This is a genomic window from Pseudoalteromonas sp. 3D05, assembly GCF_002723455.1.
In the GTDB taxonomy this organism is placed as follows: Bacteria; Pseudomonadota; Gammaproteobacteria; order Enterobacterales; family Alteromonadaceae; genus Pseudoalteromonas.
Genome location: NZ_PDUS01000010.1, coordinates 86811 through 100863, shown reverse-complemented (window position 1 = coordinate 100863; position 14053 = coordinate 86811). Strand labels below are relative to the sequence as shown.

General features: G+C 41.9%; 16 protein-coding genes. 5 read left to right on the top strand and 11 right to left on the bottom strand.

What is annotated here, in order from left to right:
* Positions 1-330: 330 nt before the first annotated feature.
* Complete coding sequence (locus CSC79_RS11760; protein ID WP_099295982.1) at positions 331-1212, bottom strand: site-specific integrase; 882 nt, start codon at positions 1210-1212, stop codon at positions 331-333.
* A complete protein-coding gene (locus CSC79_RS11755) occupies positions 1205-1426 on the bottom strand; it encodes a hypothetical protein (protein ID WP_058549634.1) in 222 nt (73 codons plus the stop codon). The genes CSC79_RS11760 and CSC79_RS11755 overlap by 8 nt, the downstream gene beginning before the upstream one ends.
* 557 nt (positions 1427-1983) lie before the next feature.
* On the opposite strand from CSC79_RS11755, the gene CSC79_RS11750 reads away from it, so the two are divergent.
* Entirely contained in the window at positions 1984-2598 is a 615-nt protein-coding gene (locus tag CSC79_RS11750) for a Fic family protein (protein WP_058549635.1), read from the top strand.
* On the opposite strand, the gene CSC79_RS20100 is transcribed toward CSC79_RS11750, so the two are convergent.
* Together CSC79_RS20100 and CSC79_RS11745 are read right to left on the bottom strand one after the other, a co-directional pair.
* Positions 2591-2743 (bottom strand): hypothetical protein, encoded by a 153-nt coding sequence (locus CSC79_RS20100; RefSeq protein ID WP_165722308.1) that lies wholly within the window; start codon positions 2741-2743, stop codon positions 2591-2593. The two genes, CSC79_RS11750 and CSC79_RS20100, sit on opposite strands and share 8 nt — an antisense overlap.
* A gap of 57 nt (positions 2744-2800) precedes the next feature.
* Entirely contained in the window at positions 2801-3076 is a 276-nt protein-coding gene (locus CSC79_RS11745) for a helix-turn-helix transcriptional regulator (RefSeq protein WP_058549636.1), read from the bottom strand.
* A gap of 92 nt (positions 3077-3168) precedes the next feature.
* Between CSC79_RS11745 and CSC79_RS11740 the strand changes: the two genes are divergently transcribed.
* The 4 genes from CSC79_RS11740 (at position 3169) to CSC79_RS11725 (ending at position 5790) form a co-directional block, all read left to right on the top strand.
* On the top strand, positions 3169-3360 hold the full coding sequence (locus CSC79_RS11740; RefSeq protein ID WP_058549637.1) for a hypothetical protein: 192 nt from the start codon (positions 3169-3171) through the stop codon (positions 3358-3360).
* Positions 3361-3448: 88 nt separating this feature from the next.
* A complete protein-coding gene (locus CSC79_RS11735) occupies positions 3449-3817 on the top strand; it encodes a hypothetical protein (protein ID WP_058549638.1) in 369 nt (122 codons plus the stop codon).
* A 294-nt stretch (positions 3818-4111) separates the two neighbouring features.
* Complete coding sequence (locus CSC79_RS11730; RefSeq protein ID WP_058549639.1) at positions 4112-4348, top strand: helix-turn-helix domain-containing protein; 237 nt, start codon at positions 4112-4114, stop codon at positions 4346-4348.
* Between the two features lie 293 nt (positions 4349-4641).
* Positions 4642-5790, top strand: coding sequence for a hypothetical protein (locus CSC79_RS11725; protein ID WP_143483829.1), 1149 nt, complete (start codon positions 4642-4644; stop codon positions 5788-5790).
* 351 nt (positions 5791-6141) lie between these two features.
* Here CSC79_RS11725 and CSC79_RS11720 read toward each other — a convergent pair whose 3' ends face one another.
* The 7 genes from CSC79_RS11720 to CSC79_RS11690 all read right to left on the bottom strand — a co-directional run bounded on the left by CSC79_RS11720 (position 6142) and on the right by CSC79_RS11690 (position 13989).
* Entirely contained in the window at positions 6142-9255 is a 3114-nt protein-coding gene (locus CSC79_RS11720; protein WP_058549641.1) for a CusA/CzcA family heavy metal efflux RND transporter, read from the bottom strand.
* A gap of 53 nt (positions 9256-9308) precedes the next feature.
* A complete protein-coding gene (locus CSC79_RS11715; protein ID WP_058549642.1) occupies positions 9309-10247 on the bottom strand; it encodes an efflux RND transporter periplasmic adaptor subunit in 939 nt (312 codons plus the stop codon).
* Entirely contained in the window at positions 10244-11566 is a 1323-nt protein-coding gene (locus CSC79_RS11710; protein WP_180270423.1) for a TolC family protein, read from the bottom strand. Before CSC79_RS11710 ends, CSC79_RS11715 begins: the two co-directional genes overlap by 4 nt.
* A gap of 71 nt (positions 11567-11637) precedes the next feature.
* Positions 11638-12033, bottom strand: a complete 396-nt coding sequence (locus CSC79_RS11705; RefSeq protein WP_058549643.1) for a hypothetical protein — start codon at positions 12031-12033, stop codon at positions 11638-11640.
* A gap of 87 nt (positions 12034-12120) precedes the next feature.
* A complete protein-coding gene (locus CSC79_RS11700; RefSeq protein ID WP_058549644.1) occupies positions 12121-13005 on the bottom strand; it encodes a cation diffusion facilitator family transporter in 885 nt (294 codons plus the stop codon).
* Entirely contained in the window at positions 12998-13357 is a 360-nt protein-coding gene (locus CSC79_RS11695) for a DUF3703 domain-containing protein (RefSeq protein WP_058549645.1), read from the bottom strand. Before CSC79_RS11695 ends, CSC79_RS11700 begins: the two co-directional genes overlap by 8 nt.
* Positions 13354-13989, bottom strand: coding sequence for a cation transporter (locus CSC79_RS11690; protein WP_058549646.1), 636 nt, complete (start codon positions 13987-13989; stop codon positions 13354-13356). Before CSC79_RS11690 ends, CSC79_RS11695 begins: the two co-directional genes overlap by 4 nt.
* Between the last annotated feature and the right edge of the window lie 64 nt (positions 13990-14053).

Genomic DNA, 14053 nt, shown 5'->3' with positions numbered 1-14053 from the left:
ATATTAACGTATTCCTAACATGTTATTTTCAGGTTCCATTTAAAATTGTACCTTTTTATTTAGCGGATAAGTAATTATTTATCAATAACAACCATCAAATTTTTGTTTAAAGCTATACTTATAATTGAGGGACTTCCTCTTAATTGAAAGGATAACGATTATGGCTCTTAAACCTGGACCAAAACCAATTGCTGATTCAACTGGCAAACCTGATAAACGTAGACGTGATAACAAAAATACTCCAGGGAACACCCCAGGATTAAAACCTAGTAAATCTTCAAAGAAATAGATAAGACTTGAAATTAAAGCTATCTTCACGGTAGCTTTAACTTAACGTAAATACACCTCAGTGATTTCCGGCCTAAAATGTCCCATCTCTTGTGAAACTGTCTCTAATGCTATTTGATATGGATATTGATTAAGTATCAGCTCTAATAGCCTTTCTTGTGCGTAGCTATGCCTAAGGCCGTGAGCACCGTTGGAAAATGAAAGCGTACGGTTTGATGCTTTATTAAATGAATCCGACCACTTTTTTCCACCTCCAATATCGTAGCGCTGCAAGTAGTTTATTTTTCTATCAACAACAGTGACAGGTTGTTTAAATTTACGAAGTTCTAATTTAGCTGATAAATCGTGAGGTATTAGTACTTCGCGTGTTAAGCCTCCTTTGCCTGTCACGGTATATAGCACACCGTTTCTACCAGACCATTTTGAATCAAAAGCTGGTCGTTTATCTGCTTTGCGTTCTTCAACTTTGGCTATGGTCAACAATTCATGTGCACGAAGCCCCGCAGAGAGTGCTATTTGTGTTGATAATGAATATTTAGACGTTTGGTGCTTACTTATTATTTGTGCTTGCTCTGTGGTGTAGGAGCGTGATTTAAGAATTTGCTGATTAATTGATTTAATAACAGGGAGTGTTTGCTTATCTTTAAGTTTGCCGTTTAGCCTCATCATTGCTTGTATAGCTTGGCGTTCCATATCCAGTGATTTTTGACCCACTATTTCTTTTCGGTAATCTAAATAATTGAGAGCTTGCTCGATTGTCATTGCCTGAATACCGTTTATGCCAATATCTTTAGCCCAAGAGGCAACGGTGTTAAGTGATTGCTCGTAGTTTCTGGCAGTTCCAAGAGACTTTATAAGATTACTTTTTGTAAGCCCTTTTATGACATTGTGTGCTTGAGTTTTTGGTTTCGCAAATTTAGCCATGTTTTTTAATCCATCTTTGAATTGTTGACCAATGAGCATTTATACCTTTACGCTTTAGCCAGCGCTGAAGCTCGACAATGTTAGACCCTTGCTTGTAAATTTCTATTAGCTCAAATTTATGTTTATCAAGCTTAGATGCTTTTTTACGGTTTCCAGCGATTAGCTTGCTTTCAAATTTTAGTTTTTGGACTTCGATTAGTGCATCGAATTTCATGGGATCACTCCAGTCGTATTAAGGTTGTAAGATTGACTGGCAATAAAGCTCAGCGGCACTTAAGCCTATTCGCCCCTGTTTTTCGCATATGCGAAAGGCTCGGACTGATCTCGCCTGATTATTAACCTCATATCTACGTGTTGTCAGCAGCTGGAGTGCGCCGTTTTTGATTGGTTACTACCTTTAAAAAGATAGCATTTACCTCGTTACTACGTGTTGAAGGCAGCAGAATAGCGCCTGTTTTTTTCTGGCTAATTAAAGCTTCAGTAACAATAAGATTACCACTTTAGAAATATTTTTCAATCTGCAAATAAAACCTGCATATAAGAGTGTAAATGTTTCGTCCCCCGCTATGTGTAAGCCGATTTTCGGCTTCGACATAGCGGGGGACAGGGGCGAAGCCCCAATATTTAAGGAGAGGCTATTGCTCATGATGCCTCTATTAAAATTGGTTTCAAATTATTAAACAATCACATAAATTGGCAAAGTTATTACACCAAGGTTACTTGCATTGGTTGTTAAGCACTTTTACACTAATCATTTTCTGGCGTAATTAAATGACTAAATACGAGACTGATTCTATTGAAGCGCAATATCAACTAGGGTCTGAAAAACTAGTTTTAGCGAACAAGTTAGCGATTGTTGATGCAGCAGAGATGGATGATGTTGAGGCTATTCTTTTAGTTAAACTATATGAAAAAATATTTACAACGCCAGAGCCAGAAGAAGACGTTTTTTCTTTTCAAAATGTTGCTAATTGGCACAGACAATGGCTAGGTAATGTATACGAGTGGGCAGGTAAAATAAGAAGCGTTGATATGGGCAAAGGTGGATTTCAGTTTATGTCACCTCTGCAAATTGAAAGGCATATTAGCGTATTTGAAGATGAGTATTTATCTCGATTTAATAACTTACCAGAAATGACCGATGAAGAGCTTGTGTCATTTTTAGCTCAGAGCCATGTTGAGTTTATTCTAATTCACCCATTTCGTGAGGGTAACGGCAGGGTAAGCCGTCTGTTAATGGACTTTTTGTGTAGCAAAGCTGGAAAAGGAACGCTTGATTATAGCTTGTGGGATGAGCATAAAGATTTCTACATCAAGTCAATTCAAGCGGGTGTAAACAGAGATTATCAACACATTGAAAGGCTCGTGAAAGATATAATTAAATAGCGAGTGAAAGAGACTCATATTTAAGTTTATTTGCTTTTAACCTTTTTTCTATTGTTTTTACTGTTGCGCCAGTTTCAATGGCAGTTGAACTAGCAACAGATCTCAAAATCATACTTTTTGTGATTTTTTTCTTATCTTTACTCATTATTACCACCTCGAATAAATCGTCTACATTTAATTCTACACCTAGAGCCTTATGTTATCAATTAACGTTATAAGTTTTATGATTAAGAATTATAGCGGCTAAATTATCTTCTTCGCAGTAAAAAAAAGCTGTTGGTACTACTAATACTTTAGCTAACGCGCGCACTGTTTGAAAGTCGGGTGAGTGTACGCCTTTTTCGTATTGATTCATTCTAGGCGACGCCGCGAACTGATCCATACCTGCCAGTATTCCTAGTTTTTTTTGCGAAAGTCCCTTTGCTAGTCTTGCCTCTTTTAGCCGTTTTGGAAACGGTGAACCATCATTCGTTTTCATTATATTTAATTCTTAACTTGAAAACTAAGAGTTTCTTAGCTTTAATGTGTTCACGATACTAAGGAATACTTAGGTAGAAGCGAGTGAAGCAAATGTTGTGGAAAGCAGTTAAGTTTATAGGAGCCGTGACGGTTGATATTTTGCTGGATGTTGATGATAAGTCTGAGCAAGATAAGTTCATTGATGAATACAATGATGGAACAGGAAATGTCGATCATTGTGGTGATAGCTACACAGAGCAAGAAGCGCGTGACGTTCATAGTCGTGGTGAGTTCTACAAATAGTTTTGACAGTTGCTTTGTTAAGTGCAATTGTTAAGTGGGTTTTTACACAAAATACAGGCTACGCAGTTGAAAAGCTGCGTAGTTTTTTATGATTAATTTTAACGTTTATTCATTTTTACCCGCGATTGATTTTTTATTTATCAGACTGCAAGGTCAGGATAATAGCCGTGATAAGTTATTATCGATTAGAAATAACCTAAGTAAGCTTAATGAAGCACAAGTACTTAGTGAGTTACTTACCTTAGACTTCATGTTTTACGATTATAGTAACGAGCAATCAGAGGTTTGGGATATACAACTAGAGTCTTTTTCATCGTTTTATAATCGATCAGAAAAAGTGAAGAAGTTTGATAATTACTACCCTGAGGCACATGTTCAATCAGTGTTTAAGTGGATGCTTATGCTTTGTGATGATTGCAGTGATAGTTTAAAAATCCAGCGCTCGGTAATTCATTAGCAGAGCCTTAGAGCAATTTAATTCCTCAAGTTCACTTGATTTATCATTATATCTCATTTAAATTCATCTTAAGCATAGTCATTATGCTTACTTATAATGCAAAGAGATAAAAAGATTTACCACAGAACATAGTAAAGTTAATAAAAAACAGGCGCCCAATGTTCGGGGCTGCTTTCAATACGTAGAAAAGAGGTTACTAGGGTACGCATATATTAATTATATGTACTAGCAAGTCCACGGCTCACAGAGCAATGTGGCATCTCTTTGCTCTAATTTACGTATTGGAGAGCGAATATGCAGTCATCAGAGATCTTATCAGTAAAAGAGCTGTCAGAGCTTTTACACCTATCTACAGGCACAATTAATAATCGTCTGAGCGCCCAGCGCAAGGCTATTGAGTCTGGAAAAGATGCCAACCTTTATCAAGTTCAACGTTTAGCTCCACCTTCTATTAAATTGGGACGAGTTCGCCTGTTTAAACGCGAAACAGTTGAGCAATGGCTTGCTCGCTTTGAAGGAGTGGAGGTGTAAGGAAGGCGAAAGGGGCTGCTTGACCGGCGACACCCCAAACGCACTTTGCATTTTCATATTATATGCTTGCCTTTAAAATAAGGCCACAATTCGAGTGGCCAGAATATACTATTGCCTATCCGAGTCAGTTTTATTCTCTAATTGAATTTAAGACACCTAAATATGTTCGAGGGTTACTAAGTAAATGCCATAAGTCTAAAAAATTTATTCATTTACTTGGGAACAGTAAATCAAAAAGCTTAACCGATTTTCGAGCTTTTAGACGGGACACTAGTAAGTTTGTTCGAGGAGTATTGTATAGTACAAGTGAATCAGTAGACTGCTATTACACTCCAAACGAATTTTTTAGTTGGCCTAGGGAAAGCAACCTTGCTCTACTGTCAGCGAATTGGATTGAAATTGATCTTAATCATAAATGTGATCCATTTGATGTTAGAAGGACAGAGGCTAAAATTGTTCCTGAAGTATTCAATAGGTTAAAACTGAGTAAGCTACCGCCGCCAACAGGCTATGTCCTTTCTGGCTCAGGTGGAATACATCTTTATTGGATTTACAATCCTGTAGATGCAGTCGCAATTAACAAGTTGATATGGCAACAAATCGCTAAAAGTCTAATTGAGAGTTTTGGAACGTCAGAGAGTTTTTGGCATATAGATCTTATGGCTACAAAAAGAATTAGCGGCTTTTTGCGCGTCCCAGGGTCTGTTCACAGCAGAACAGGATTGCATGCCAGGTATTTTGGCTCTGGTACTAAATATACATTTGATGAACTGTTGATGTGTTTAGATCTATGTCATTTACGGAAGGATATAGAGAAATCACAACTAGAATTCAAAACTAGTTTAGCTTCAAGCCCCAGAGATAAGATAGCAAAGCAACCAAAGCAACCAAAGCAACCAGGTCACCAACGCTACGGTCATAGCATTAAAGAATGGTGGCTAAAATGTATTAACAGTATTCAAAACCACTTTTATAAGCAGGGTGGGGTGCCAAAGGGTAAGCGAGATAAAACAGCGTTTATCCTGTTTGTTGCGTTTCAACATCTGAATAAAAACACCGCATTTGAAAAGCTAACAAAAATAAATGATGAACTAATTGGTTTATCATTAGAAGAGCTTGTTAGTTTAACTAGAACAGCAAAAACAACACACTATAAGTACAGAAAAGAGACTCTAGCTGATTACCTGGAAGACTTGTTCGGCTTTTGCCCTGAATACTTAAATGTTAAGTCAAAAGTGAAGTTATCAAGCGATGAAATTAAGGAGAGGCAGAAAAAAGCAGCTACAGACACTGCGATTAAAAAGCGAAGTAATTCGCAGCAGCTTGTTAAAAAAACTGTTAAAAAAATAACCAAAGAAACGGGCAACAAACCAACTCAACAGGCTGTTGCACTTTTTACTAATCTTAGTTTAAGAACAGTTAAAAGATATTGGATAACATAATGTGACAGGGCACTTAGATTGAAATTAAACAGCAAAATATGCAACAGTGGCAATACAGCTTAGAACTTTCTGGACTAGTTGCCCCGACCGCTTAGTGCCAATTGCAGTTGTTGAGCAGAAATTCTCTAACGGTCTGCTTTGAGCCTAAAAGCGGACAGTCGAACGTTAGACCTGACTGTTAAATTTGTGTCATTTGCAGATCATCATTCGACCTTGATTGAATTGGTGGTAATTGTAGTATTCCGGACAATCAGCTTCTTATTGGTGAATATACAGTTCAGTAATCATTTTCAGTTGTTTTAAATTTCCAGACGAAGAGCACCGTATTTTCTGCAATACGGTGCCCAACATTCACTCCTTAGTTAATTTCGAGTGCATCATCCGATATAAAATAGGCAAAACGACCAATGTTAGGATGGTGGACGAGATGATCCCGCCAATCACTACCGTTGCAAGCGGTCTTTGCACTTCAGCGCCAGTCCCGACATTCAGTGCCATGGGGATGAAACCTAAACTTGCTACCAGTGCCGTCATCAGAACCGGACGCAATCTTGTGATAGCTCCATCAACGATTGAGTTAATCAAGTCACCTGTTTCTAGTACTCGCTGTTTAATAAATGACAACATCACTAAGCCGTTTAGTACCGCAATACCAGAGAGCGCAATAAACCCGACTCCGGCAGATATAGACAGTGGCATGTCACGCATCCAGAGTGCGAAAACACCTCCTGTTAAGGCTAAAGGCACACCAGTGAAGATGATCAAGGCATCACGAAATGAGCCAAACACCACCACTAGTAACACAAGTATCAGGAAAAGCGTGGCCGGCACCACGATAGACAGTCGCTGACTGGCACTTTCAAGCTGTTCAAACGTGCCGCCATAATCCAGCCAGTAGCCTGCTGGTAGAGCTACCTGTTCGGTTATTTTGATTTTGGCTTCGTCAACAAAACTCCCCAAGTCGCGCTCTCTGACATTGGCGGTAACCACGACTCTGCGCTTACCGTTTTCTCGACTGATTTGATTGGGAACAGACGAGTACCCCAGCGTAGCGACTTCTGATAACGGCACAAATTCCCCATCCGATGTAATGATAGGAGTGCTGCCAATGGCATCTAAATCTGTGCGGATACCTTCACCAAATCGCACAAGCAACTCAAAGCGTCTATCTCCCTCAAAAATTAAGCCAGCAGTATTACCACCGATAGCTGACGCCAACCACTCCTGCAAATCGGCCACGTCCAATCCATAACGTGCCAACTCGACTAGCTTAGGGTTGATAGTGAAGATAGGGATATCATCGACCTGTTCAAGTCGTGCATCCGCCACGCCGTCAATTGATTGTAAAACCGTTAAGATGTCGTTTGCAGAAGCAACCAGCGTGGTTAAATCATCTCCGAAGACTTTTATACCAAGGTCAGCCCTTACCCCACTTATCAACTCGTTAAAACGCATTTGGATAGGTTGGGTAAACTCATAGTTATTGCCTGTCACCGCTTGTAAATCTCGCTCAAGGGTTTCCACGAAATCAGCTTTTGATAGGTTAGGATCAGGCCACTGCGCTCGTGGTTTTAGCATCACAAAGGTATCGGTTACGTTGGGCGGCATCGCATCGGTAGCTACTTCTGCGGTACCGGTTTTCGCAAACACTGTGAGTACCTGTTCGTATTCCATCAAGGTAGATTCAAGTGTTTTTTGCATTGCGACGGCTTGTTCAATACCTGTGCCCGGTATTCGCATGGCGTGCAGTGCGATGTCTCCTTCGTCAAGCTGGGGAACAAACTCAGAGCCTAATCGCGTTGCCAACCATAAGCTGCCCACTACCAGCACGACTGAGCCGAAAAGCACTATCCAGCGTAATTTCAGTGCAAGATTAATGATAGGACGATAGGCGGATTTAGCTGCAACAATAATGAAGCTTTCTTTCTCACTGACTTTACCTGCCATAAACATCGCGACTGCCGCAGGTACAATGGTAATGGAGAACAGCATCGCTGCTATCAGCGCCATGATGACCGTTGCCGCCATTGGTTGGAACATCTTGCCCTCAACGCCTGTCAATGAGAACAGCGGGATATACACGACAGTAATAATCAATACACCGAATAAGCTAGGACGAATGACTTCGTTGGTCGCTTGAAAAACCAGTTCTAGCCGCTCTTTAAGTGGCAAGACTGTGCCTGTGCGTTTCTGAGACTCGGATAACCGCCTGATACAGTTCTCTACGATGATCACCGCACCATCGACAATTAATCCAAAGTCCAATGCGCCAAGGCTCATTAGGTTGGCAGACACACCTGTATTAACCATCCCTGTAATGGTCGCCAACATCGCCAGCGGTATAACTGCCGCAGTGATGAGCGCGGCGCGAATATTGCCAAGCAATATGAACAAGATCACTATGACTAATAACGCACCTTCTACTAAATTCTTCTGAACCGTTTCGATAGCTTTATCGACCAATAGGGTACGGTCATAGACTGGCTCAATGACAATACCATCAGGTAAGCTGGATTGAATGTCCTTCACCTTTTTGGCAACGGATTGAGCAACGGCTCGTGAGTTTTCGCCGACTAGCATCATTGCCGTACCTAAAACGGTCTCTTCACCCTCCTGCGTTGCCGCACCAGTTCTCAGCTCCTTACCAATAGCCACACTGCCAATGTCTTTCACCGCAACGGGGACAGTATTAATGCGTTTTATTACCACATTTTCGATATCGCTAAGTGTTTGAAGTTGACCTTGTGAGCGCACCAGTATTTGTTGCCCATTTCGCTCAACAAACCCCGCCCCCTGATTGGTGTTGTTTCGCTCCAGAGCACGATGGATATCGCTTAGACTAATGTCAAAATTCAGCATAAGCTGTGGTTCAGGATTCACATGGTATTGCTTAACATAGCCTCCAATGGCGTTGACTTCAGTGATCCCCTTAACCAGTGCGAGCTGCGGTTTTACAATCCAGTCGTGTATCTCGCGAAGCGCCATTGCATTGTAAGGCTCACCATTTTTTTGCATCGCATTTTGCTTGGCTCGCAAGGTATACATGTAGATTTCGCCCAACCCAGTAGCGATAGGTCCCATTTCAGGCTCTAACCCTTCTGGTAGCTGACTTTTGATTGCGCCTAATCGCGTATTGATGAGATTACGCGCAAAATACAGATCAGTGCCTTCATCAAATACCGCTGTTACCTGAGACAGGCCGTAGCGTGATAAAGAGCGGGTGTAGGACAGGTCAGGTAATCCCGCCAGTGCTGTTTCTACTACGAATGTGATCCGCTGCTCGGTTTCCAAAGGCGAATAGCCCGGTGCTTGTGTATTGATTTGCACTTGCACGTTAGTGATATCGGGTACCGCATCGATAGGTAATTTTTGATAACTGAATATCCCCATGCCCAGCACAAGGAAGATCAACATCAGCATTATCCCTCGTCGCTCTATGGATAAACGTAATATGGATTCAATCATATGTTCGTCCCCCAATAACTGAGACGCATGACCAAGTAAATAGCATTGAGTTATTAGTGGTCATGACCGGCCTCCGACTTTTCTAAATCGGCTTTAAACAGGTAGCTGTTCTGGCTGACAATCACATCTGCAATGTGCAGACCTGATAACACTTCAATATTGTAGTTATCTTGTTGACCTAAGGTAACGGGCACGGGACGGTATTCATCACCTTCTTTGACAAACACGACAGAAGCCCCTTCAAACTCTTGAATCGAAGCTTTAGGAACCATCATGGCGACATCAAGTTTGTTGATTGTGACAAGCCCTTTGATAGCCGCGCCAACCGGCCACTGACCTGAGGTATTAGCTATTTTGGCATACGCCAATACATACGGTTTTTCATCTGGCGAGGGTAAGATATGCTGGATAGTGGTTTCTAACGATGAGCCTGCCACACTAAGTTGAACACTTTGCTGCTCTGCAATATCAGAGAGCTGTTGTGGGAAGACTTTAAGCTGTGCCCACACGTCATCATAGTTTGCGATTGAAAATAACACTTGGCCATTAGATAACTCGCCTTCATTGGCATGTCTGGCAATCACGGTGCCTGAAAACGGCGCGGCAACGGGATAACTTTTCAGGCTTTCGTTGGATTCAACTACCGCCAGTGTCTCGCCTTTTTTTACCTTGTTACCTAAGTTTGCATTGACCTTAGTCACCATACCGTCGAATCGTGCACGCACATGACTCAGTGAAGCAGGGTCGGTCACTATATTTCCGTAAACAGTGGTGGTAATATTGAGACTACCCGTTTGCACACTTTGCGTCATTACGCCCATTTTTTGCGCCATGCTATCTGCCATGAATACGCGTTCATCCTTATGGGCTTCCTCTTTACCATGCTCGCCTTCTGATGCTTGTATTGTGGTGCTTGAAAAAAATCCCAACGCACTGCAAACAATGAAAACTAACAGCGTGTTTTGCTTCTTAATTAATATATTTTTGTTCATTTTGTTTTTCTCGAAAAAGAGGTGTTGATCGTATCCACAAGAGGCTGTGCAGTCAGTGATTCGATATCGGCACCACGCTGATGAGCTTGCTTCGCTGATTGAATTAAGGCTTGTTTGGCATTGAGTAGTTCTTGACGTGTACTCACCCATTCAAGGTAGCTGAATCGACCGTTGATATAGGCTTGTTCTACTAATTCCAGCGCTTGAACTAAGGGTGGGATAATAGAGTTTTGCAGTGTCTGTACATTGAGCAGCGCATTGTTTCTGACCATCAAGGCCATATTTAGCTGATGGTATAGGCTTTGCGTCGCTGACTCTTTTTGTTGTTCCAGCTGTGCCTGAATTGCTCGCTGTTTTTCGTACTCGCCAAGATTTCGGTCACCGGCAAACAGAGGCATACTCACGCCTGCTACAAAGGCTGTTTCATCTATGCCATTCATGCGCCTGATACCGGCCGTCCAGCTTAAATCCGATTGATTAGCTGCTTGAGTAAGGCGGACTTGGGAAGCCTGCAATCTCGAACCTTGCGTATAGACCTCAAGATTGGGACTGTCCAATAGAGTGGTGAAAAGCGCGGTTAACGAAGGAGACGATTGCAGCGCAAATAAGTCACCCTCCACATCAGTAAAAGAGGGATCTTTTTCCCCCCACAGAATAGCCAGACTATTTATCATGGCTTGCTTAGTTTGCTGTGCCGTCACCACATCCAGTCTAGCTCTTGCTAAAGCCGCTTCAGCGCGTTTCTGTTCAAATGCAGGGGAAGCACCTGCATCCACCCGTTTTGTGACTGCTTGATAGGTATATCGAGCAAGTGTTTCTGCATCTTTTTGCGCGTCAATTAACGCTTGTTGCGCCAATACATCGATGTAACGACGTGTCACTTCAGCCAGTACATCCAAGGTGTGCACTTGTTTTTGCGCTTCGACTAAGGTGGATTGCGCCTTAGCAAACGCCTTACGTGAATTGAGTTTATTGCCCAATTCAATGACCGACGACAATGTGAGAGTCAGCTCGGTGTCCTTAATGCCCGATACCTCGCCTGTTCCTAAGAAGTTTTCCACTTCAATGCCTACGTTGAGGGCTGGTTTGAGAGAAGCAGTTTTAATTTCTCCCTCAATTGCTTGTTGCTTGTATGTGAACTCATGCAATTCGGGCGAATTCGCTAATGTTCGCTGTATGGCGCTTTGCAAGGTCATTTCGCGATTGGTGATACTGTTTGTTTGTGCTACTACCACGGTGTGTGTTGTCAAAAGAACAAGCATCGTGGAAACCACCCAAGCGTGCAAACGCATAGGGCGACTCAATGAAATATGCATCATTGTTTTATTCCTAAATTATCAAAAATATATATCGCCAAGCAGTTGGCGAACGGTGTTTGATTAGTTCAGGGTTATGCTTTAGGTGGGCGTAGTAATTGCGTGACAGGTGCATCTATTACTTTTGATAAGTAATAGAAACCGTGATGGGTGGCAACCGAAGCCAGTTCAATTGCGGTGTTATTTCCAAGCCATTGGGCATGGGTTCCATGACAGTGACCACAATGGTGGCAATCAGCAGGATTGTGAGAAATATCTACGGGGGCGTTATCAGTATCAAGTTGTTCGTTAGATTGCAGTTGAGCATGCGTCTTCACAGAAGCGGTGTTATCTCCCGCCTGATGTTCATGTATTTCGCTTAGATGTTGCGAGTCGATAGCATGAAAATCCAAGGACTTGGCGACAGCAGAAAACGACTGAAACAAAATCAGCGAAATCAGCAGGTAACTTGTCACCCTTACACTAAACATATCTATCTACTCTCATCTTTTTCATATTAACAGGTAATCGAACTAAGACCAATCGACCAACCGAAACAAAGTATTTCAATCATTACATTACTCATCACGACAATCTTCATTGGCAAATTCAATTTCAATGGTAGTGTGCACAAAATCAAACTCATCAAGACCTTGGCGAAGTTCGTCTTTAAGTGTTCTCAATTGAGAAACCGAAACATCTTGTTTCAACTCCACATGTGCCGTCATGACGCTATGTTCACCGTCCAAAGACCAGATATGAAAATGATGTATATCCGCCACATCATCAAATGACATGAGTACTTTACGCACTTCCTCCATCTGCTTAGCATCGGGCGTGGCTTGCAGGAATAACAATAAGGTTTCTTTTAGATTTCTAACTACATTGAATAAAATGAATAACGTGAAGCCAATGGATAAGATAGGATCTAAAATTGGCCATGGCTTAAACATCAGCACAATCGATACGATCAGCACTGCCACCCAACCCAATACATCTTCAAGTAAATGCCAGTTTAAGATACGTTCGTTTAAGGAATTCCCTTCGCTAAGTTTATACGCAGCAAATCCATTAACGGCGATGCCAAAAATTGACAGGAGTATCATGCCTTCGACTTGCGGCATTTCGGGTGCAGAAAGCCTTGGGATAGCTTCGAATAAGATCCATATTGAGCCAGTCGTTAACACTAACCCGTTAATCAATGCACCAAGAAGTGAAAAGCGTTTATAGCCATAGGAAAATGTATTGGTTGCTTGTTTATCACTGAGTTTATTTAAGCCCCAAGCGGTGCCAATGGATAAACTATCGCCCAAATCATGCACTGCGTCGGCCATAATAGCCGTGCTGTTTGTCAGCCACCCGCCGATAAATTCAATGATAGTGAACACGACATTCAAGAAAAATGCCCAGCCAATACGTTTTGATGCGCTGTTATCACTGTGACTGTGGTTATGATTATGCATGGTTGATTTTGTCCAATATCGCTTGATTTTCAGCACTGATTGGCAGTCGCTTAAAGGGGCTGATGTCAGTGCCACCTGTATTCCCTTTAGGTACAAGGCCGATAGCTGTTTTGGTTGCAGCACCAACTATTCTTATTACTTGTCCAAAAACGGCTCTCCAATCTTTGTTTAGAAGACCGTGTCGCAGCATTTTACAATGAATTAAACAATGATAATAAGTAGAGTGCTGACCAATTACATGCGCATCCTCCAGCGCTGCAAATGCCTGCCTCTCATTATTGTTAGACATTGCATCTGAGTAATCTGTTAATTTGGAATCGATATGTGGCTTAACCGCTTTGTTGTATGTCATAGTGGATCACCCGCTTTACCTTTCTGTACTTCGCTATTAAGTACTTCCTGCTTGGCACCTTTGAGGATCATCCACGCTCCGCGCAGCACGACAATCGACACAATACAGCCGATAACCAAATCCGGTACTCTGCTATCAAGCCATACCACTAAAACTCCGGCGATAATGACACCCATGTTGGCGATGACATCGTTGGCCGAAAAAATCCAGCTGGCTCGCATATGTACTTCGTCGTTTTTATGATTACGAATGATCACCAAGCAAACGACGTTTGCAATTAGTGCAATGAACCCCATTCCTATCATTAGTGATGAGATAGGCTCACTGCCCAAGAATAACCTTCTGGTAATATCAATAAGAATAATTACGCCCAGCAATAGCTGAAAGTAACCACTGATTTTCGCAGCTTTGGCTTTGTGAAGTATAGATTTGCCCACAGCATAAATACCTATGCCGTATACAACTGCATCCGCTAGCATGTCCATAGAGTCTGCTATTAAAGCAGTAGAGTCAGCCAAAATACCCACGGTCATCTCAACGAAAAACATCGTCGCATTGATGCCGAGCAGCCAATACAGAACCCGTTTTTGTGAGGCATCTTTGATTTCCACTTCACAGCCGCAACCACTCATTGTTCAACTCTTATTCCCAAAACTATAGGTACAGTGTAAAGTCTATACCTAGTATAGAGTCAAC

Excerpts from the sequence above, each read along its gene's own strand:
- CSC79_RS11760 (WP_099295982.1), bottom strand. The coding sequence starts at position 1,212 with ATGGCTAAATTTGCGAAACCAAAAACTCAAGCACACAATGTCATAAAA.
- CSC79_RS11755 (WP_058549634.1), bottom strand. The coding sequence starts at position 1,426 with ATGAAATTCGATGCACTAATCGAAGTCCAAAAACTAAAATTTGAAAGC.
- CSC79_RS11750 (WP_058549635.1), top strand. The coding sequence starts at position 1,984 with ATGACTAAATACGAGACTGATTCTATTGAAGCGCAATATCAACTAGGG.
- CSC79_RS20100 (WP_165722308.1), bottom strand. The coding sequence starts at position 2,743 with ATGAGTAAAGATAAGAAAAAAATCACAAAAAGTATGATTTTGAGATCT.
- CSC79_RS11745 (WP_058549636.1), bottom strand. The coding sequence starts at position 3,076 with ATGAAAACGAATGATGGTTCACCGTTTCCAAAACGGCTAAAAGAGGCA.
- CSC79_RS11740 (WP_058549637.1), top strand. The coding sequence starts at position 3,169 with ATGTTGTGGAAAGCAGTTAAGTTTATAGGAGCCGTGACGGTTGATATT.
- CSC79_RS11735 (WP_058549638.1), top strand. The coding sequence starts at position 3,449 with ATGATTAATTTTAACGTTTATTCATTTTTACCCGCGATTGATTTTTTA.
- CSC79_RS11730 (WP_058549639.1), top strand. The coding sequence starts at position 4,112 with ATGCAGTCATCAGAGATCTTATCAGTAAAAGAGCTGTCAGAGCTTTTA.
- CSC79_RS11720 (WP_058549641.1), bottom strand. The coding sequence starts at position 9,255 with ATGATTGAATCCATATTACGTTTATCCATAGAGCGACGAGGGATAATG.
- CSC79_RS11715 (WP_058549642.1), bottom strand. The coding sequence starts at position 10,247 with ATGAACAAAAATATATTAATTAAGAAGCAAAACACGCTGTTAGTTTTC.
- CSC79_RS11710 (WP_180270423.1), bottom strand. The coding sequence starts at position 11,566 with ATGATGCATATTTCATTGAGTCGCCCTATGCGTTTGCACGCTTGGGTG.
- CSC79_RS11705 (WP_058549643.1), bottom strand. The coding sequence starts at position 12,033 with ATGTTTAGTGTAAGGGTGACAAGTTACCTGCTGATTTCGCTGATTTTG.
- CSC79_RS11700 (WP_058549644.1), bottom strand. The coding sequence starts at position 13,005 with ATGCATAATCATAACCACAGTCACAGTGATAACAGCGCATCAAAACGT.
- CSC79_RS11695 (WP_058549645.1), bottom strand. The coding sequence starts at position 13,357 with ATGACATACAACAAAGCGGTTAAGCCACATATCGATTCCAAATTAACA.
- CSC79_RS11690 (WP_058549646.1), bottom strand. The coding sequence starts at position 13,989 with ATGAGTGGTTGCGGCTGTGAAGTGGAAATCAAAGATGCCTCACAAAAA.